This is a genomic window from Yoonia vestfoldensis (assembly GCF_002158905.1).
Taxonomy (GTDB): domain Bacteria; phylum Pseudomonadota; class Alphaproteobacteria; order Rhodobacterales; family Rhodobacteraceae; genus Yoonia; species Yoonia vestfoldensis_B.
Genome location: NZ_CP021431.1, coordinates 593,471 through 613,879 on the forward strand (window position 1 = coordinate 593,471; position 20,409 = coordinate 613,879).

Below are 20,409 nucleotides of genomic sequence, written 5' to 3' on the forward strand. Positions count from 1 at the left end.
CGCTTATTGCGGAATGTCGCCGGTCAGACCTTCGACGTAGAAATTCATCCCCAGCAGGTCCGCATCGCTGGCGACCTCCCCTTCGGCCAGCCAGACCGACCCGTCCTGACGGTTCAGCGGACCGGTGAACGGGTGGTATTCGCGGTTGCGGATCGCTGCGATCATCGCCTCGGCAGAGGCTTTGACATCGGCAGGCACAGCCTCGGTGATTTCACCGATGGCCACCATGCCTTCGGGGATCCCGTCCCAAGTGTCGGTGCTTTCCCATGTGCCATCAATCACGGCCTGGGTGCGGGCGATATAGTAAGGTGCCCAATCGTCGATGATCGACGACACGCGCGGGAAAGGCGCGAATTCGGACATATCGGATGCCTGACCAAAGGTGACCACATTGCCGGCGGCCTGTGCAGCAGCCTGCGGTGCGGTCGAATCGGTGTGCTGCAGGATCACATCAGCGCCCTGTTCGATCAGCACGGTCGCGGCCTCGGCCTCTTTGGCGGGGTCGAACCAAGTATAGGCCCAGACGACGCGGAATTCGACATCGGGGTTCACTTCACGCGCATGGATAAAGGCAGAGTTGATGCCCTGGATCACCTCGGGGATCGGGTAGGACCCGATATAGCCGACGATATTGCTTTCGGTCATCTGGCCCGCGATATGGCCCTGAATGGCGCGGCCTTCGTAGAAACGGGCATTATAGATCGCCACGTTATCGGCGGTCTTGTAACCCGTCGCATGTTCGAATTTCACGTCCGGGAAACGTTCAGCCACGTTGATCGTCGCGTCCATATAGCCAAAGGACGTGGTAAAGATCAGGTCGGCACCCTGTAATGCCATCTGCGTCATGACGCGTTCGGCATCGGGGCCTTCGGGCACGCTTTCGACAAAGACGGTTTCGACAGCGTCGCCAAAATGGGCTTCGACAGCCTGACGGCCCTTGTCATGTTCATAGGTCCAGCCGCCGTCGCCGACGGGGCCCACATAGACGAAACCGACGGTGGTCGTGTCCTGCGCAAACGCGCCGGTTGCCAAGGCAAGCGCAATGCCCGTCCCGGCCAGTAAGTTCTTGATAATCATGTTCATCCCCTTGGTGGTCAAAGCCTCAACGCGAGGCGTGGAAAGACTGGGCCAGCGACCCCGGTGCCCGTCCAGCACGCATCATAACCAGAACCAGAATAGTTGCCAGATATGGTGCCATGGAAAGATAAGCCACCGGGATCGCCATCCCCGCCGCCTGTAGATTAAGCTGCAAGACGGTCACACCGCCAAATAAATAAGCACCCAGCAAAAGCCGCCATGGCCGCCAGCTGGCGAAAACGACGATGGCCAGCGCGATCCAGCCGGCACCGGCGGTCATGCCTTCGGTCCATTGCGGCACGCGCACAAGGCTCAGATAGGCCCCGCCCAGCCCGGCGCAGGCCCCGCCGAACATGATCGCCAGCAGGCGCACGCGAATCACATGATAGCCCAGCGCATGGGCCGCTTCGTGGTTTTCGCCGACCGCGCGCAGGATCAGTCCCGCGCGGCTGTAGCTTAGAAAGACCCAGACCGCCGCGACGATCAGGATGCCCAGATAGACAATGGGATCATGGTTGAACAGGATCGGCCCGATCACGGGAATATCGCTCAATACCGGCACGGGCCATTTGGGAATGACCGGGGCCTTGATCCCGATATAGCCTTGCCCCAGCAACGCCGCGAGCCCCAGCCCGAACAATGTCAGCGCCAGCCCGGTCGCCACCTGATTGGACAGCAGAATCTGCGTCAGCACGCCAAAGACCAGCGCCAGCAGCGCGCCGCCAATTGCGGCCCCCGCGAAACCGATCAAGGGAGACCCCGCATTGATCGTCACGATAAAGCCGCAGACAGCGCCGGTGATCATCATCCCCTCGACACCAAGGTTCAGCACGCCCGCGCGTTCGACCACCAGCTCGCCGATGGCGGCCAGCAGGATCGGGGTCGCCGCCACCATCAGCGAGGCCAGCAAAAGGATCGGGTTGATTGCGGATAGATCCATCATGCGAGCCTTTGTGTGCTGAACCGAAGCCGATAATGCGTCAGCACATCTACCGCCAGCAGGAAGAACAACAGCATCCCCTGTAGCAATTGAATGGCCGCCGCAGGCAGGCGCAGATTGGCCTGTGCGATCTCGCCGCCGATATAGGTCAGCGCCATCAACCCCGCCGCCAGCAAGATGCCTACCGGATGCAACCGGCCCAGAAAGGCCACGATGATCGCGGTGAACCCATAGCCTGCGTTGAAATCAATGCTGATCAACCCCGATGGCCCCGCCACTTCAAACAATCCTGCCAATCCCGCCAGCGCCCCTGAAATCCCCATACAGATCAACACCAACAGGCCGGGGTTTACGCCCGCGAACCGCGCCGCGCGCGGGCTTTGCCCCGACAGGCGCACATGAAACCCGAAAATATGCCGCGACAGGGTGATATAGGCGAAAATCACCGCGATCAGCGCAAAGACAACCCCCCAATGCAGCCCGGCACTTTCATTGATCCAGCTTGTCGCGGATGGATAGCGCGCAAGGTTCCGGCTGCCCGGAAACCCGCTGGCATCGGGGTTGCGCAAAGCCCCCAGCGCCATCGAGGCCAGCAGGTTCTGCGCCACATAGACCAGCATCAAGGACACAAGGATTTCATTGGTCCCGAACCGGACCCGCAGAACGCCGGGTATCATGGCCCAGGCCCAGCCGCCCAAAGCCCCCGCCATGATCATCAGCGGAAAGATGAACGGGCTTTCAGTTGGATAAAAGGCCAGCCCCACCGCCGCCCCGCAGATCGCGCCCAGAATATACTGGCCTTCCGCCCCGATATTCCACACCCCCGCACGAAACCCGAAGGACAGGCCAATGGCAATCAGCACCAAAGGCGCCGCCTTGATCAACAACTGCGGGCGGTAATACCACGAGAATTCAGAAAACAGCGGGTCCCAGAAAATTGTGCGGATCGTCACGAAAGGATCATTGCCCAAGGCGGCAAACAACAGCGCGCCGCAAACCATGGTCAGCACCACCGCCAGCACGGGGGCGGCATAGGTCCAGAACCGCGAGGGGGCCGTGCGTTTCTCAAGCCTGATCATGCGATCCCCCCATCTTCCGAGCGCGGTGAATTGTTGCACAATTCACCGTGATCCCCGCCGGAGGCATCAAAGTCAGGCCTCCACATGCGCCACCTCCATATCATGCGCACCGCCCAGCATCAGCCCGATCTGTTCCACGCTCAGCCCCTGCGCAGGACGGGGTGCTGACAACCGCCCGCCGTTAAGGGCTGCGAACCTGTCCGAAATTTCCATCAATTCATCCAGATCCTGACTGATACAGATCACCGCCGCCCCCTTGGCCGCGAGATCCAGCAAGGCCTGCCGGATCGCCGCCGCAGCCGAAGCATCGACGCCCCAGGTCGGCTGGTTCACTACCAGCACGGCGGGGTCTTGCATGATCTCGCGGCCGATCACGAATTTCTGCAGATTGCCGCCCGACAGCGACCGCGCGGTATTGCCCGCCCCCGGCGTGCGCACGTCGAATGCGGCAATCACGCTGCCCGCGAATGCACGCGCCTTGCCCCAGCGCACGAACCCGCGCGCGGTCAGATCCTGCCGGACAGCGGCTGTCAGCAGCGCATTTTCGGTCAAGGACATATCGGGGGCGGCGGCATGGCCCATCCGTTCCTCGGGCGCGGCCAGCAGCCCCAGATGGCGGCGCGTATTGGGCGCCAGATGCCCGATGCCCTGGCCGTCAAACTGCACCATATCGCGCGCCGTGCGAATCTCGCCCGACAAGGCCGCGACCAGCTCGTCCTGACCATTGCCCGCCACCCCGCCGATGCCCAGAATCTCGCCGCGCCTGACCGTCAGGTCGATGTCGCGCAGCGCGGTGCCAAAGCGGTGCGGAGCCTTGGCGCTTAGCCCTTGCAGGGTCAGGATCACGTCGCCTTCGGGGCGCGCGGCCTTATGCGGCACATGCAGGCTGCTGCCGACCATCAATTCGGCCATCGCGCGGGCCGATGTCGCGCGCGGCTCGCAGCTGCCCACGACACGGCCCAAGCGCAGCACGGTGGCCGCATCACACAGCGTGCGGATTTCCTCCAGCTTATGCGAGATATAAAGGATCGCCGTGCCCGCCGCGCGCAACCGGCGCAGGGTCTCGAACAGGATCGCCACCTCTTGCGGGGTCAGCACCGATGTCGGTTCGTCCATGATCAACAGCTTGGGGTCCTGCAACAGGCAGCGCACGATCTCGACCCGCTGGCGTTCGCCCGCCGAAAGCTCGCCCACGATCCGGGTCGGGTCCAATGGCAGGCCATAATGATCCGACACAAGCCGCACCCGCGCCGCGATCTCGCGCTGGGGCGGCGGGTTTTCCATGCCCAGCGCAATGTTCTCGGCCACATTCATCGCATCGAAAAGCGAAAAATGCTGGAACACCATCGCCACGCCAGCGGCGCGTGCCGCCCGCGGCTCGGCCGGGGCAAAGGGCGCGCCTTGCAGCTCCATCTGTCCCGCATCGGGTTTGACAAGGCCATAGATCGTCTTGACCAAGGTCGATTTGCCCGCGCCATTCTCGCCCAGAAGCGCGTGGATCTCGCCCGGCTGCACGTCGAAAGACACATCCTGATTGGCCACGACGCCGGGATAGGCTTTGGTCAGGCCGCTCAGTCGCAGCAAAGCTGTGGTCATGCCCGGCGTTCCTTGCTGTGGCGCGTCTCGGTGCTGATCATGGCAATTGCGACGCCAAGCGCAAGGGCTGCGGGATGTTTCCCCAATGCCGGATCACCGATCGGGCAGGCGATGCGGTCGATTTGGGCAGAATGATGCCCCAAGGCGGCCAAGCGCTTACGAAACCGCGCCCATTTGGTCGCCGATCCGATCAGCCCCGCGCGCGCGAAAGGACGCGACAGGATCGCATGGCACAGGGCCAGGTCTAGCGCATGGCTATAGGTCAGGATCAGATGATCGGCGTCATCGGGCGCATGGCGCACGACCTGCGCGGGATCGACGGCCACCAGCGTGGTGACATCGGTTTGCGGAAACCTGTCAGCGGCCACATCGACCCAGGTGATCGCGACATCCGGCAAAGGCTGCATCACATGCACGATGGCGCGGCCCACATGGCCTGCGCCGTAAATCCACAGCGGGCGGCGCGGTTGCTCTGCCAGCGCCTCCGCCACCTCCCACAACAATGTCACCGACCCACCGCAGCACTGGCCCAAGGCAGGCCCCAGCGGGATCGTCGCGCGATGCTCTGCGCGCCCATCCGCCAGCATCCGGCGCGCCTCGGCAATGGCCTCCCATTCCAGCGCGCCACCGCCGATCGTGCCTTCGCTGCGATCCGGCCAGACCATCATCTGCGCGCCCGGCTCGCGCGGGGCCGATCCCGCAATCTGCGCGACAGTGATGCGAATGCCCGTCATCCGCGCGCCCTATGGATTGCGCGCAATACTTCCTCGGCCGTGGCGGGCGCCTGCAGATCGGGATAGCGCGGCCCGCAAGCCTGCACCGCCGCTGACAAGGCCAGAAAGGCGGAAATCCCCAGCATGAAAGGCGGCTCGCCCACGGCCTTGGACCGATAGATCGTCTGCGCTGGATTGGGCTGATCCCAGAGCGCCACGTTGAAAACATCAGGCCGGTCCGAACAGGCGGGGATTTTATAGGTCGCCGGCGCATGGGTGCGCAGACGCCCCTTGGCATCCCAGACCAGTTCTTCGGTGGTCAGCCAGCCCGCGCCTTGCACATAGGCGCCCTCGACCTGCCCGATATCCAGCGCAGGGTTCAAGGATGCGCCCGCATCATGCAGCAAATCCGCGCGCAAAATCCGGTTCTCGCCGGTCAGCGTGTCAATCACCACCTCGGTCACCGCCGCGCCTTGGGCGAAATAGAAAAACGGTGTGCCTTCGCCCTTGATCCGGTCCCAGCTCAGCCCCGGCGTCTTGTAGAACCCCGTGGCCGACAGGCTGACGCGCTGGAAATAGGCGGTCTGCGCGGCCTTGGCGAATGTCATCACATCACCGCCGACATGGACATGACCATCGGCGAAATGCACATCCTCGATGCGGGCCTGATGCAGCTGCGCCAGACAGGCCGCAATGCGGTCGCGGATCGTGTCGCAGGCAGCGGCCACCGCCATCCCGTTCAGATCCGACCCCGAAGAGGCCGCCGTCGCCGATGTATTGGGCACCTTGCCAGTATCCGTCGCGGTGATTTTGACCGCCGCGACATCAATCCCGAACCGGCTGGCCGCCACCTGCGCCACTTTCTGGAACAGGCCTTGGCCCATCTCGGTGCCGCCATGGTTCATATGGACCGACCCGTCCTGATAGACATGCACCAGCGCGCCCGCCTGGTTGAGATGCGACAGGGTGAAGGAAATCCCGAATTTCACCGGACTGAACGCGATCCCGCGTTTCAGCACCGGCTGGCGCGCGTTCCATTGCGCAATCGCCGCGCGCCGCGCGTGATAATCAGAACTCTGCAACAACCGCTCTGCCAAGCCATGCAGGATGAAATCCGTGACCGGCATATGATAAGGCGTTGTCTGTGCTTCCATCTTCCGAGGTGAAATATCCTCGGGGGGCAGGTGCGCAGCACCCTGGGGGGCAGACAGCCCCCCATCCGCCATCTCCACATAGAAATTACGTTGCCGGACGATGGCCGGATCCAGCCCCAGCGCGGCCGCGATATGATCCATCACCCGCTCGATCCCCAACACCCCCTGCGGCCCGCCAAAGCCGCGAAACGCCGTGGCCGATTGCGTATTGGTCTTGAGCCTGTGCGAGGTGATCCGCGCGGCGGGCAGATGATAGGCATTATCGGCATGCAGCATCGCGCGGTCGGCCACCGGCAGCGACAGGTCCAGCGCCCAGCCGCAACGCGTCATCTGCACGAAATCCACGGCGAGCAACCGGCCATCCGCATCCACACCCACGTCATAGGTGATGCGGAAATCATGCCTTTTGCCGGTGATCATCATATCATCGTCGCGGTCATAGCGCATCTTGCAAGGCCGCCCCGTCAACCGCGCCGCCACCGCACAGGCCACCGCCAAGGCATTGCCCTGGCTTTCCTTGCCGCCAAACCCGCCGCCCATGCGGCGCACCTCGCAGCGCACGGCATGCATCGGCAGACCCAGGGCATCCGCGACCTTGTGCTGGATTTCCGTGGGGTGCTGGGTGGAACTTTGCACCACCATATCCCCGCCTTCTTGCGGCAGGGCGAGGGCGGCTTGCCCTTCAAGATAGAAATGTTCCTGTCCGCCCATATCGATCCGGCCTTTGATGCGGTGCGGCGCTGCGGCAAGGGCTGCGTCCACATCGCCCTTGGTCCAGATACGTGGACCATCCTCGAACCGGCTATCGGCGGCCAAAGCCTCCTCGATGGTCAGGATCGGCGATTCGGGCTTGATGCTGATCTTGCCCAGCCGTGCCGCCTTGCGCGCGGCAAGGTGGGTGCCCGCCACGACCAGAAACAGGGGCTGGCCCAGATAATGCACCGCGCCCGTGGCCAGCAAAGGTTCGTCATGCACCGAAGGGGACACGTCATTGGCAAACGGCAGATCATCCGCCACCAGCACCGCGACCACACCGGGGGCGGCACGCACGGCGGCAAGATCCATCGCGGTGATGGTGCCTTTGGCCACATCCGACAGGCCAAAGGCCAGATGCAGCGTGCCTGCAGGCGTGGGGATATCGTCGATATAGCGCGCCTGACCGGTCACATGCAGATGGGCGGCATCATGGGGCAGGGGTTTGGCGACGCTCATGCCGAGACCTCCAGCACATTGGCGGCTTGGCCGGTGCTTTGCGCGAAATAGCGGTGCAGCAGGTTCTGCGCGACCTCCAGCCGGTAATCGGCACTGGCGCGCATATCCGACATGGGCGTGAAATCGCTGGCAAAGGCGCGGGCGGCCTTCGTGACCACCTCTTGCGTCCAGGGCTGGCCGATCAGGGCCGCCTCGACCGCCGCGGCGCGTTTCGGCACGCCCGCCATGCCGCCAAAGGCGATCCGCGCGGATGTGACCACGCCCTCCACAACGCCAATATTGAAACAGCCGCAGACGGCGGAAATATCCTGATCGAAGCGTTTGGAAATCTTGTAGCAGCGCAGATCAGGCGCGCGGCGTGGCAGGGTCACGCCCGTCACCAATTCGCCGGGCTTGCGGTCCTGCTTTCCGTAATCAAGGAAGAAATCCGCGATCGGCATCTGCCGCATGTCATCCCCGTGCCGCAGATGCAATGTCGCGCCCAGTGCGATCAAGGCCGGTGGATTATCCCCGATGGGCGAGCCATTGGCGATATTGCCGCCGATGGTTGCCGCATTGCGCACCTGATCGGACCCGTAGCGCCGGATCAATTCCGCGTAGGATGGGTGATATTCACCCATCTTGCCCAAAACCGTGGCCATGGTCACACCAGCACCAATGTGGATGGCGTCATCCGTCACCGAGATTTGCTGCAAATCCACGCAGCGATGCAGGAACACCGGCTTTGGCAGGTCGCGCAATTGCTTTGTCACCCATAGCCCCACATCGGTCGCCCCCGCGACAATCGTCGCCTCGGGGTTGGCGGCGTAATATGCGGCCAGCTCGTCCAAAGTTTCGGGCGCATAGGGGGCGGCATCCACCGCAGGCGGGATGTCCTTGACCCAATCGGGGCTGGGCAAAGCCTCTGCCGCCTTGGCTGCGCGGATGATCGGGGCATAGCCGGTGCAGCGGCACAGATTGCCCGCCAGCACATCGTCATGGTCTTTCCGGCCCGCCAGATGGGCGGTTGCCATGGCGGCGATGAAACCGGGGGTGCAGAACCCGCATTGCGACCCGTGATGATCGATCATCGCCTGTTGCACGGGATGCAGACTGCCATCGGGTGCGGCGATCCCTTCGACGGTGCGGATGGCCTTGCCATGCAGCTGGGGCAATAACAGGATACAGGCATTCAACGCCTTGGCGCCGCTGGCATCCGTCACCATCACGGTGCAGGCGCCGCAATCGCCCTCGTTGCAGCCTTCCTTGGTGCCGCAAAGGCCGCGCGCGTGGCGCAGCCAGTCCAGCAATGTCGTGGTGGGCTGCGCTGTGACGCGCATGGTTTCCCCGTTCAGAAGAAACGTGATTTCCATTGGTGTAGACCTGCCGCCTTACCAGATCAAAAGGATGCAGATGTCGATGCGGCGTAGACATCTGCCCATAGTCACAAGGTATCAAACCGGCCCGCCCGCCGCTTTGCAAGGGTTTTCGCCGCCAATCCGCCCGCTGCGGCAGCTTCGCTGAAAAATTGGGCGAGGTTCAGCGCGGGTCCTGGGCGCGGTTTTCCCAGATCGTGCGTTGCCATGCCAGCCAGCCCTGGACTTCGATCAAGGGCGCTGTTTCCAGCTGGCAGATCCGCACGCGGCCTTTCTTGACAGACCGCAACACGCCGCTGTCTTCAAGCACTTTGAGATGCCGCATGAAGGTGGGCAGGGCCATCTTATGCGGGCGGTGCAATTCGCCGACGCTGGCCGGGCCAGCGGCCAACCGTTCCAAGACCGCGCGGCGCGTTGGATCGGACATCGCCCCAAAGAATTTATCAAGTTTCGCCGTCATCGGCGCCTAGTGGCAGTCTTCGGCGGTCCAAGTCAAGGCAAGGGCCGCGCGCCACCTTGTGCCTGCGCGCCCATCCGCTAGTTTCGTCAAATGACAGACAGCCCCCGATTCATCCATCTGCGCACCCATACCGAATATTCCCTGCTCGAAGGGGCGGTGCCGGTCAAATCGCTGGCGCCTTTGGCGGCGGGGATGGGCATGCCTGCGGTCGCGGTGACCGATACCAACAACATGTTCTGCGCGCTGGAATTTTCCGAATACGCGGTCAAGGCAGGTGTCCAGCCGATCATCGGCTGCCAGATCGATCTGGGCTATGCGACCCCCGAACCCGGCAAAAGGCCCGAACCACCCGCCCCAATCGTGCTGCTGGCGCAGAATGAGACCGGCTATCTGAACCTGATGAAACTGAATTCCTGCGCCTATCTGGATGCTGCGGGGGAATTGCCGCAGGTCACGGTGGATGAACTTGGGCAATATGGCGCGGGGCTGATCTGCCTGACAGGTGGTCCTGACGGCCCCATCGGGCGGCTATTGCGGCATGGCCAACAGGCCAAGGCCGATCTGTTGCTGGACCAATTGGCCGCGATCTATCCGCAGCGGCTCTATGTCGAATTGCAGCGCCATCCGGTTGATAATGGCCTGCCCGATGCGGAACGCCTGTCCGAACGCGGCCATATTGAAATGGCCTATGCCAAGCAATTGCCTTTGGTGGCGACCAATGATGTCTATTTCCCCAAATCGGCCTTTTACGAGGCGCATGACGCGCTGATCTGCATCGCCGATGGGGCCTATGTCGATCAGCAGGAACCCCGCCGCCGCCTGACGCCGCAGCATTATTTCAAGACGCCGCGCGAAATGGCGACCCTGTTCGCGGACCTGCCCGAAGCGCTGGAAAACACCATCGAGATCGCGCAGCGCTGCGCCTTCAAAGCCTATAAACGCGCGCCGATCCTGCCCAAATTCGCCGATGACGAGGTCGCCGAACTGCGCCGCCAAGCCCAAGAAGGGCTGCGCGCACGGCTGGCCGTGATCCCGCATGCGGCCCCTGTCGAGGATTATGAAAAACGGCTTGATTTCGAACTGGGCATTATCGAGGGCATGGGCTTTCCCGGCTATTTCCTGATCGTGGCCGATTTCATCAAATGGGCCAAGGATCACGCAATTCCGGTAGGGCCGGGGCGGGGGTCGGGGGCAGGCTCGCTGGTGGCTTATGCGCTCTTGATTACCGATCTGGACCCTTTGCGCTATAGCCTGCTGTTTGAACGCTTCCTGAACCCAGAACGCGTGTCGATGCCCGATTTCGACATCGATTTTTGCATGGACCGCCGCGAAGAGGTGATCCGCTATGTGCAGGAAAAATACGGCCGCGACCGTGTGGGGCAGATCATCACCTTTGGCGCGCTTTTGTCCAAGGCCGCCGTGCGCGATGTGGGGCGCGTGTTGCAGATGCCCTATGGGCAGGTGGACCGCCTGTCCAAGATGATCCCCGTCGAAGGCGTCAAGCCGGTCAGTATCGAAAAGGCGCTGGCCGATGAACCGCGCCTGCGCGAAGAGGCCAAGAATGAAGAGGTCGTCCAGCGCCTTCTGACCTATGCCCAACAGGTCGAAGGGCTGCTGCGCAACGCATCGACCCATGCCGCTGGCGTGGTGATCGGCGACCGTCCGCTGGATGAATTGGTGCCTTTGTATCAAGACCCGCGGTCGGACATGCCCGCCACCCAGTTCAACATGAAATGGGTCGAACAGGCGGGGCTGGTGAAATTCGACTTTCTGGGGCTGAAGACCCTGACCGTGATCCAGAATGCGGTGGAGCTGATCCGCAAGGCGGGACGCAGCCTGAATGTCACGGCGGATGGCGATGTGCTGTATCAGCCGCCCGTGGGTTTCGAATACGACATCGGAGCGATCCCGCTGGATGATCCGAAATCCTATGCGCTTTACGCCAGCGCCAAGACCATCGCGGTGTTCCAGGTGGAAAGCTCTGGCATGATGGATGCGCTCAAGCGCATGAAACCGACCTGTATCGAGGATATCGTGGCACTTGTGGCGCTCTATCGTCCCGGCCCGATGGAGAATATCCCTACCTATTGCGAGGTGAAAAACGGGATCAAGGAGTTAGAATCGATCCATCCGTCGATCGACCATATTCTGGCCGAAACCCAAGGCATCATCGTTTATCAGGAACAGGTGATGGAAATCGCGCAGGTCATGGCGGGCTACAGCCTTGGCGGGGCCGACCTGTTGCGCCGCGCGATGGGTAAAAAGATCGCCGAGGAAATGGCCAAGGAACGCCCCAAATTCGAGGCGGGCGCCAAGGCCAACGGGGTCGAGCCGAAAAAGGCGCGCGAGGTTTTCGACCTTCTGGAAAAATTCGCCAATTACGGCTTCAACAAATCCCATGCTGCCGCCTATGCCGTGGTCAGTTACCAGACGGCATGGCTTAAGGCCAATCATCCCGTCGAATTCATGGCTGGTGTGATGAATTGCGATATCCATCTGACCGACAAGCTGGGTGTCTATTTCCAAGAGGTCAAAAAGGGCCTTGGGATCGATTATATCCCGCCCTGCGTGAACCGGTCCGGTGCGACATTCGAGGTGCAGGATGGCAAGCTGGTCTACGCGCTGGGTGCTTTGAAGAACGTGGGCGTCGAGGCGATGAAACTGATCGTCGCGGGCCGCGAGGGTCACCCCGGGCTTGACCCGGCGCCGCGCTCTGCCGGAGGCCCCGGATCGGGGTCCGGGGCGGGATCGAAACCGTTTGTGAACCTGTTCGATTTCGCCCGGCGCTGCGATCTCAAACGGATCGGCAAACGGTCGCTGGAAATGCTCGCGCGCGCGGGCGCGTTCGACGTGCTTGACCGGAACCGGCGGCGCGTGATGGATAGCCTTGATGCGTTGACCGCCTATTCGGCGGCGATCCATGACCAGAAATCATCCAATCAAGTGTCGCTGTTCGGGGATGCGGGCGAGGATCTGCCCGAACCGCGCCTTGCCTTTGGCGATGACTGGCTGCCTGCTGAACGGCTGGCCGAAGAATTCAAGGCCATCGGATTCTATCTGTCGGGTCACCCGCTTGATGATTACATGTCCGCGCTCAAGCGCAAGCAGGTGCTGACGCTGGACGAGGTGATCGCCAAGGCCGAAAGAGGTGCGGCCATCGTCAAGATGGCGGGCACCGTATCGGGGCGGCAAGAGCGCAAATCGGCGCGCGGCAACCGCTTTGCCTTTGTGCAATTGTCCGATCCCACGGGGCAATACGAGGTCACGATGTTTTCGGACACGCTGGAAACCGCCCGCGTCCATCTGGAGACCGGATCGCAGATCGTGCTGCAATGCGAGGCGACGATGGAGGCGGATCAGCTGAAGCTTTTGGGCCGGTCGGTATCGCCCATCGACGCCGTGGTGGCGGATGCAGGCTCTGCCGGATTGCGCGTTTTCATTGACAGCCCCGGCGCTATCGACACGATTGCCAGCATCCTGGCCAATGCGGCCCGCGACGGGGTGCGCGCGGCGCGCGGGCCGGTCTATATCTGCCTGACAAATGCCGAGCTGCCCGGCGAGGTCGAGCTGGAGCTGGGCGAGCCTTTCCCCGTCAATCCGCAGATCAAGGGCGCGCTTCGCAGCCTTGGCGGGGTGATCGAGGTCGAAGACGCATAGGGTGGATCATGATCCACCCTACCAATGCGGCGGGCGCTGGTCGGTCAAGACAATACTGCTGCCCGTATCCTGATCGCGCGCCATTTCCCGTTCGATCAGCAAGGCCACGCGCCGCGTCAACAGGGCCAATTCCTTGTCCTGCCGCGCGATCACTTCGGATAGATCATCGACGCTGCGCGTCAGATGGGCAATTTTTTCTTCAAGCTGGTCGATGCTGTTCATAGCCTGTGATACACCGCCCGACCGCAGAGCGCAAAGCCTGTGGCGCGGTCGCGCTTTGAGTATTTTTGGAAAAAAGAAGCGAAAGGGTGACGCCCGCTGCCGTGCATTGCATTGCCCCTGTCATGCTTGCGGGGTAAACCGCGCCAAAGCAAAAGGACATCGCGATGGCCAGTGACAAAAAGCAACCGCGCCCCAAGGCGGTGACGCCCAAGGGGTTTCAGGATTATTTTGGCGCGGATGTGACCGAACGGGCCGCGATGCTGGCCAGGATCGCGGCGGTCTATCATCGCTATGGGTTCGATGCTTTGGAGACATCCGCCGTCGAGACGGTCGAGGCTTTGGGCAAGTTCCTGCCCGATGTGGACCGTCCCAATGAGGGTGTATTCGCGTGGCAGGAAGATGCTGATTGGCTGGCTTTGCGCTATGATCTGACCGCGCCCTTGGCGCGGGTGGCGGCGCAATATCGCAATGATCTGCCAAGCCCTTACCGTCGCTATGCGATGGGGCCGGTCTGGCGCAATGAAAAGCCGGGGCCGGGGCGGTTCCGGCAGTTTTACCAATGCGATGCCGATACTGTGGGCGCCGCCAGTGTCGCCGCCGATGCCGAGATTTGCGCGATGCTGGCGGATTGTCTGGAAGAGGTCGGTATCGCCCGCGGCGATTATGTGATCCGGGTGAATAACCGCAAGGTTTTGAACGGTGTGCTGGAGGTTGCGGGCCTGTCGGGCGATGACAAGCACGCCGAGCGCGGGATCGTGCTGCGCGCCATCGACAAGCTGGACCGTTTGGGTGTGGCAGGTGTGCGCGCGCTCTTGGGCGCAGGCCGCAAGGATGAGAGCGGCGATTTCACCAAGGGCGCGGGGCTGAGCGCGGCGCAGGCGGATGTCGTGGTCGGGTTCATGGAGGCCAGGCGCGAGAGCGGTGCCGCCACGGTCGCCCGTCTGGCGGAACTGGTCGCAAGGTCGCAGATTGGCGTTGCGGGTGTTGCAGAGCTGGAAGAGATTGCAACGCTGCTGTCGGCCCAAGGCTATGGCCCTGACCGCATCATCATCGACCCATCCGTCGTGCGCGGTCTGGGCTATTACACCGGCCCCGTTTTCGAGGCTGAACTGACCTTCGAGGTCACCGATGAAAAGGGACGTCCGCGCAATTTCGGCTCGGTCGCGGGGGGCGGGCGGTATGACGATCTGGTCAAGCGGTTCACTGGGCAAGAGGTCCCTGCGACGGGTGTTTCCATCGGGGTGGACCGGTTGCTGGCCGCTTTGCGCGCGACGGGCCGGATCGGTACGCAGGCCGCTGGTCCTGTGATCGTCACCGTCATGGACCGCGCCCATATGGCCGATTACCAAAGCATGGTCGCCGAATTGCGCAAGGCGGGGATCAGGGCAGAGGTCTATCTGGGCAATCCCAAGAATTTCGGCAATCAGTTGAAATATGCCGATAAGCGCGCATCGCCCGTGGCGATTATCGCGGGGGGCGACGAATTCGCCAAAGATGTGGTGCAGATCAAGGATTTGATCCTAGGCGCGCAGATCGCCAAGAATGCCACGCTGGATGAATGGAAAGACCGCCCCAGCCAATACGAAGTGCCGCGTGATGCGCTGGTCGCAAAGGTGCGCGCCATTCTGGACGGGCAGGGCTGATGCCGACCTCGCCCGCGACCCTGACCGAGGCGCGCCGCCTGCGGGACCATTTCGCAGCGCAGGGGGCTGTCGTGGTCAAGGCCGATGTGCTGCAACCCGCCGATCTGCTGCTGGACCTTTATGGCGAGGATATTCGCGCGCGCGCCTATCTGACCGCCGATCCTTTGCGCGGGGAAATGGTGCTGCGCCCTGATTTCACCGTGCCGGTCGTGCAGATGCATATGGAAACCTATGCCGATCCTGCCCGCTATACCTATGCGGGCAAGGTGTTTCGCAAACAGGAAACCGACGAGACCCGCGCCAATGAATATGTGCAGGTCGGATACGAGGTCTTCGACGGCCAGAACCCCGCTGCCGCCGATGCCGAGGTCTTTGCCGTGATCGCCGCAGGGCTGGCGGGTTTGCCGTTGCGCGCGGCGACCGGCGATATCGGTGTGTTGATGGCGGCGGTGCGCGGCTTGCGCACGACCGACGACCGCAAGGCGGCTTTGCTGCGCCATATCTGGCGGCCGAGCCGGTTTCGCGCGCTTTTGCGCCGTTACGGGGCAGGCGAGGTGCCGCCTTTGCGCGCGGCCTTGCTGGCGGCGGATGATCCTTTTGCCGCGGCCGGTCCTGATATTGGCCTGCGCAGCCGGGCCGAGGTTGCCGCACGCATTGCCGCCTTGCGTGCCGATGCGGCTGCAGCGCCCTTGTCATCAGATGAAACCGCGCTGATCGACGCGATCCTTGGTCTGCGTGCGACCAGCCCCGATGCGCTGAGCGTGTTGCGCGATATCGCCGTGGATATGCCCAGCATCGGCAGTGCCGTGCGCCGGATGGAGGCGCGGCTTTCCGCGATGGCCGCGCGCGGGATCGATGTGGACAGGCTCGATTTCGAAGGCAGCTATGGGCGCACCTCGCTGGAATATTACGATGGTTTCGTTTTCGGCTTTTACGCCAGCGACCGGCCTGACCTGCCGCCCATTGCCACGGGGGGGCGTTATGACGCGCTGACCGCGCGGCTGGGGCAAGGGCGTGCGGTGCCTGCCGTGGGTGGCGTGATCCGCCCCGATCTGGCGCTGGAGGTGGGCAAATGCTGAAACTTGGCGTGCCGTCCAAAGGGCGGTTGATGGAAAAGACCTTCGACTGGTTCGGCGCGCGCGGCGTGACCCTGCGCAAAGCGGGGTCGGAACGTGAATATGCCGGTGCTGTCGATGGGATCGCGGGCCTGGAACTGGTGCTGTTGTCGGCGGGCGAAATCCCGCGCGAACTGGCGCTGGGCAATATCCATCTGGGGGTGACCGGGTCGGACCTCGTGCGCGAAAAGCTGGTGAATTGGGACAGGCGCGTGCGGGAAATGGCGCTGATGGGCTTTGGCGGGGCCGATCTGGTGATCGCCGTGCCGCAGGCTTGGGTCGATGTGGATACGCTTGATGATCTTGATGCAGCAGCGGCAGCGTTTCGCGCGCAGCACGGGTTCCGGCTGCGCATTGCCACCAAATACCACCGGCTGGTGCGCGAATTTCTGCGCGACAATGGCGTGGCCGATTACCAGCTGATCGACAGCCAGGGTGCCACCGAAGGCACGGTCAAGAATGAAACCGCCGAGGCGATTGCCGATATCACCTCGACCGGGGAAACGTTGCGCGCGAACGGGTTGAAAATCCTGTCCGACGGGTTGATCCATGCCAGTCAGGCGACGCTGTTTCGCGGCAGCCGCGCCAATTGGACGGCCGAGCAGCGCCAGATCCTCAAGGCGCTGGAACGGGTGCTGGACCTGTGATCATGCGGCGGCTGCGATCCTGATCCGTGCCCGCCCAAGGCGTGGATGCAGCTTGGCCGACAGCGCCCAAGCCGCCAGCAGGCTGGCCCCCGAGGCCACGAAAACCCCCGCGACCGGCGCGAACAGCAGCACCAGCCAAGCCGTGCCGGGGGTCAGGATGCCCGAGACATCCCGGAAACTGGCATAGACGGCGGCCATTTCGGTCCGCTCGGATGGTTTGACGGCCAGCAGGAACGGCAAACCGCCCGAGACGTCAAGCAAGATCAAGAAGAACGACCCGCCCACCAGCGCCAGCACCGTGACCCAAGGCCAGCCCGCAGCCAGCCCCGCGATGCTGAACAGGCACCCCGCCATGACGAAACCGGTGCGCACCGCATAGCGGATCGAGCGTTGCTGCATCCAGCGCAGCATCAGCGGCGTGATGAACAATGCCGCATTCGACATCGACAAAACGATGCCCGCGATCCGGTCGCCCAGCCCGTTTTCAATCGCATAGATCGGCAGATAGACGATATAGACCCACCAGCCCGCAGAGCGGATCACCGCGAAAAGCCAGCCCGCGATCAGGCGCGGTTGCCCTGCAAAACGTGGCAGATAGGCCAGCGGATTGGCCGGGGGGCGCGTCGCCTTGGTGATCAGCTTGCCATTGCCAAGGCGCATCCACAAAAACAGGCTCAGCATTGAAAAAGCGGCACAGGCCGCAATGAAGAAAGGCGCAGCGGGCCACCAGCTATATAAAAACACCCCCAGCGCGGGGCCGATTGTCCAGCCAAGCGCGCTGTAGAACAGGCGTGAGGTTTCCAGCCGACCCAATTGAATCTTGGCGATGTAATCCATCACATAGGCATTGAAACAGACGAAGGTGATGACCGTGGACATCGTGTTCAGCCCAAGGCCCAGAACCACCGCCAGCGGGTCGCCCGTCGCCGCAAGCAGCGATCCTGACACGAACAGGCTCGCCCCGATCACATAGACCCAGCGGCGCGGCAGGTAACGTGTCGTGAAAGGCACCATCAGCCCGACCGCCAGCGACAGCAGGCCGATCACGAAATAGGCCTCGGATATGATCTGCGCATCCTGCAAGGCATTGTACATGGCCAGCGGAAAGACGGAAATCAGGATGCCGCGCGCGACAGCCTCGGTGCCTGCAAGGGTGGCGAACCCCCGCACGCCGGGCGCCGGAGCATGGCGCAACCATTCGGGGATTCGGCGTTCGTGCATGGGACGGCCTTCTTGACTTGCCGCCAAGCTAGGCGCATCGCGCCTCAAGACTTGTCATATAGCGACGCCGCATGGCGTTTTCGGTCAGCCGGTTGCGCCGATTGCAATCCGGTCGCGTAACACCCGCCGCAATATCTTGCCCGAGGCCGATTTGGGAATTTCCGGCACGATATGGATCTGGTGCAATTGCTTGTAATGCGCCAGCGTCCGGCCCAGATGCGCCATGATCGCATCGGTATCGGGCGCGCCATCCCCCGCCACGACAAAGGCAATCGGCAATTCGCCCGCCTCGGCATCGGGCAGGCCGATCACGGCAGCGTCGCTGATCCCGTCAAGCGCGACCAAGGCGGCCTCCAGCTCGGCGGGGGCGACCTGAAAGCCTTTGTATTTGATCAGTTCCTTCAGCCGGTCGACGATGAACATATAGCCGTTTTCGTCAATCCGCACGATGTCGCCGGTGCGCAGCCAGCCATCTGCCGTGATCGTGGCGGCGGTCGCCGTGGGATTGTTCAGATAGCCCTGCATCACCTGCGGCCCCTTGATCCATAATTCACCATCTTCGCCAGCAGGCAGGTCCGCCCCCGTCTCGATATCGACGATCCGGCAGGAGGTATTGGGCACGGCCTGACCGGATGCGCCAGCCAGTGCCGCATTGGCAGGCGTGACATGGGACACCGGGGCAAGCTCGGTCATCCCGTAGCCTTGCAGGCAGATGCAATCCAGCCGCTTGCCCACGGCATCCGACAAGTCCGCCCCCATCGGGGCGGCACCGGAAAACACCTGCGCGACGCTGGACAGATCATATTGATCCACCAGCGGATGTTTGGCCAGCGCCAGCGCCACGGGTGGGACGATCCACATGCGCCGCGCCTTGTGGTCCTGAGAGATCTGCAAGAACAGCGGCAGATCGAAACGCGGCATCGTTACCACCGCACCACCGCCTGCCAGATGCACATTCATCAGCACGGTCATCCCGTAGATATGAAAGAAGGGCAGGAACCCCGCCGCGACCTCGCCCTTGCGGAAATCGGCGGCGGCGATGATCTGGTCCACGTTCACGACAAGGTTGCGATGCGACAGCATCACGCCTTTGGGCAGGCCCGTGGTGCCCGACGAATAGGGCAGCACGACACTATGCGCCACGATATCGACCGGCACCTGCGCGGGCAGAGGATCGCCCAGCAGCGCGTCATAAGCATCGGACCCGATAGCGATTACCTCCAGATCGCCCGCACCATCGCGGGCTGTGGCCAGAAAATCGGGGATGGTGATCAGCACATCCGCACGCGAATCCGCCAGCTGGTGGCGGATTTCGGTCGCGGTATAGGTCGGGTTCAGCGTGGTGATCGTGCCGCCCGCCCAAGCGACGGCATGAAAGATCACGCAATATTCGGGCATATTGGGGGCCATCAAAGCCACGACCTTGCCTTGCCCCAGCCCGGCCGCTGTCAGCCCGCCCGCCAGCCGCTTGACCCGATCCATGAAATCCGCGGCCGTCAGGCTGCGCCCGGTCGGCCCGTCGATCAGCACCACATCATCCGGGCGGCCCCGCAGCCCGTCAAACACGCGTTCGGTGATAGATTGATCGCGCAGAGGCACATCGGCAAAAGGCGTGTGGTAGATTGACATGCTTTCCTCCCCAGAAATGCTGGGGTCAGGATGCGCCAGGTGCTGTGCGAAAGCCAGTCACAAGTCCGGGCGTTTTAGCGCACCCCGATGGCGGCCAAGGCCTTGGACAATTCGGGGGGCAGCGCCTCTTCATGCTGGCGGCCTGCGGGCAGATCGGCGGGGGCATCCGCTGCGGGCAGATAGCGCCAGCCCTGAAAGGCGCGCTTGGGCGTTGCTGCCACACGGATCAGGCCGGGTTTGCAGACAATGGCGCAGCGGCGGATACCGTCGCCGCCGATATATTCGTCCAGCCGCAAGATCGGTTGGCGACACAGGATCACGCCCTTGATCACCCAGAATATCGACCCGCCGTTCAGGATTTCATCCTCACGCTTGGGCCACATGCGGGTGATGTGGCGCGGCATCCTATCCTCGGTCTGCGCGCGCCTATCCGCCTGCCATGCGGCAAGATCGGCCATATCATCCGTGCCGACCGATAGCTTAAGCAGATGGATAATCTTGGTCATCACTCCCCCCCGGGATAGCGGTGAATTAAGGCTGCCATGGGCAAAGACAAGCCTGCGACAAAATATACTTGGCAAATAGGTTGCGACCACAAGATGCAGCAGTCTAGAAGATCATTCCCGAATCCAGTCGCTCGTCATAGCATGGCGCAACAGCGTCGCGCCTGCCAGTCAGAAAGCCAGTCC

General features: G+C 62.7%; 16 protein-coding genes. 4 read left to right on the forward strand and 12 right to left on the reverse strand.

Translation table 11 applies throughout. From position 1 onward, the window contains the following. Window positions 1-3 precede the first annotated feature (3 nt). The 8 genes from LOKVESSMR4R_RS02910 to LOKVESSMR4R_RS02945 form a co-directional block, all read right to left on the reverse strand. A complete protein-coding gene (locus tag LOKVESSMR4R_RS02910) occupies window positions 4-1,077 on the reverse strand; it encodes a BMP family ABC transporter substrate-binding protein (RefSeq protein WP_087212482.1) in 1,074 nt (357 codons plus the stop codon). A gap of 25 nt (window positions 1,078-1,102) precedes the next feature. Then, a complete protein-coding gene (locus LOKVESSMR4R_RS02915) occupies window positions 1,103-2,017 on the reverse strand; it encodes an ABC transporter permease (protein ID WP_087206226.1) in 915 nt (304 codons plus the stop codon). Beyond that, window positions 2,017-3,096: an ABC transporter permease gene (locus LOKVESSMR4R_RS02920; RefSeq protein WP_087206227.1), complete on the reverse strand. Its 1,080-nt coding sequence runs from the start codon at window positions 3,094-3,096 to the stop codon at window positions 2,017-2,019. The genes LOKVESSMR4R_RS02915 and LOKVESSMR4R_RS02920 overlap by 1 nt, the downstream gene beginning before the upstream one ends. A 72-nt stretch (window positions 3,097-3,168) precedes the next feature. Further along, window positions 3,169-4,692 (reverse strand): ABC transporter ATP-binding protein, encoded by a 1,524-nt coding sequence (locus LOKVESSMR4R_RS02925; protein WP_087206228.1) that lies wholly within the window; start codon window positions 4,690-4,692, stop codon window positions 3,169-3,171. Continuing rightward, window positions 4,689-5,426, reverse strand: a complete 738-nt coding sequence (gene xdhC / locus LOKVESSMR4R_RS02930) for a xanthine dehydrogenase accessory protein XdhC (RefSeq protein WP_087206229.1) — start codon at window positions 5,424-5,426, stop codon at window positions 4,689-4,691. Before xdhC ends, LOKVESSMR4R_RS02925 begins: the two co-directional genes overlap by 4 nt. Beyond that, the gene (gene xdhB / locus LOKVESSMR4R_RS02935) at window positions 5,423-7,771 is read right to left on the reverse strand and encodes a xanthine dehydrogenase molybdopterin binding subunit (RefSeq protein ID WP_087206230.1); all 2,349 of its coding nucleotides are present in this window, start codon (window positions 7,769-7,771) and stop codon (window positions 5,423-5,425) included. Before xdhB ends, xdhC begins: the two co-directional genes overlap by 4 nt. Then, a complete protein-coding gene (locus LOKVESSMR4R_RS02940) occupies window positions 7,768-9,123 on the reverse strand; it encodes a xanthine dehydrogenase small subunit (RefSeq protein WP_087206231.1) in 1,356 nt (451 codons plus the stop codon). The genes xdhB and LOKVESSMR4R_RS02940 overlap by 4 nt, the downstream gene beginning before the upstream one ends. A gap of 166 nt (window positions 9,124-9,289) precedes the next feature. Continuing rightward, a complete protein-coding gene (locus LOKVESSMR4R_RS02945) occupies window positions 9,290-9,586 on the reverse strand; it encodes an ArsR/SmtB family transcription factor (protein WP_087206232.1) in 297 nt (98 codons plus the stop codon). Between the two features lie 90 nt (window positions 9,587-9,676). On the opposite strand from LOKVESSMR4R_RS02945, the gene dnaE reads away from it, so the two are divergent. Then, window positions 9,677-13,243: a DNA polymerase III subunit alpha gene (dnaE, locus tag LOKVESSMR4R_RS02950; protein ID WP_087206233.1), complete on the forward strand. Its 3,567-nt coding sequence runs from the start codon at window positions 9,677-9,679 to the stop codon at window positions 13,241-13,243. 18 nt (window positions 13,244-13,261) lie between these two features. On the opposite strand, the gene LOKVESSMR4R_RS02955 is transcribed toward dnaE, so the two are convergent. Beyond that, on the reverse strand, window positions 13,262-13,465 hold the full coding sequence (locus LOKVESSMR4R_RS02955) for a SlyX family protein (protein WP_204248711.1): 204 nt from the start codon (window positions 13,463-13,465) through the stop codon (window positions 13,262-13,264). Between the two features lie 164 nt (window positions 13,466-13,629). Here LOKVESSMR4R_RS02955 and hisS point away from each other — a divergent pair, with 164 nt between their 5' ends. From hisS to hisG, 3 genes are read left to right on the forward strand one after another with little or no spacing between them, the layout of a single operon-like run. Further along, on the forward strand, window positions 13,630-15,108 hold the full coding sequence (gene hisS / locus LOKVESSMR4R_RS02960) for a histidine--tRNA ligase (protein ID WP_087206234.1): 1,479 nt from the start codon (window positions 13,630-13,632) through the stop codon (window positions 15,106-15,108). Then, window positions 15,108-16,187 (forward strand): ATP phosphoribosyltransferase regulatory subunit, encoded by a 1,080-nt coding sequence (locus tag LOKVESSMR4R_RS02965; RefSeq protein WP_087206235.1) that lies wholly within the window; start codon window positions 15,108-15,110, stop codon window positions 16,185-16,187. Before hisS ends, LOKVESSMR4R_RS02965 begins: the two co-directional genes overlap by 1 nt. Beyond that, window positions 16,181-16,870: an ATP phosphoribosyltransferase gene (hisG, locus tag LOKVESSMR4R_RS02970; RefSeq protein ID WP_087206236.1), complete on the forward strand. Its 690-nt coding sequence runs from the start codon at window positions 16,181-16,183 to the stop codon at window positions 16,868-16,870. Before LOKVESSMR4R_RS02965 ends, hisG begins: the two co-directional genes overlap by 7 nt. Here the strand turns inward: hisG and LOKVESSMR4R_RS02975 are convergent, their stop codons facing one another. From LOKVESSMR4R_RS02975 to LOKVESSMR4R_RS02985, 3 genes are all read right to left on the reverse strand, one after another. Next, window positions 16,871-18,091: an MFS transporter gene (locus LOKVESSMR4R_RS02975; protein ID WP_087206237.1), complete on the reverse strand. Its 1,221-nt coding sequence runs from the start codon at window positions 18,089-18,091 to the stop codon at window positions 16,871-16,873. Window positions 18,092-18,175: 84 nt separating this feature from the next. Beyond that, on the reverse strand, window positions 18,176-19,720 hold the full coding sequence (locus tag LOKVESSMR4R_RS02980; protein WP_087206238.1) for an AMP-binding protein: 1,545 nt from the start codon (window positions 19,718-19,720) through the stop codon (window positions 18,176-18,178). Between the two features lie 74 nt (window positions 19,721-19,794). Further along, entirely contained in the window at window positions 19,795-20,226 is a 432-nt protein-coding gene (locus tag LOKVESSMR4R_RS02985) for a DUF1489 family protein (protein WP_087206239.1), read from the reverse strand. Window positions 20,227-20,409: the final 183 nt, after the last annotated feature.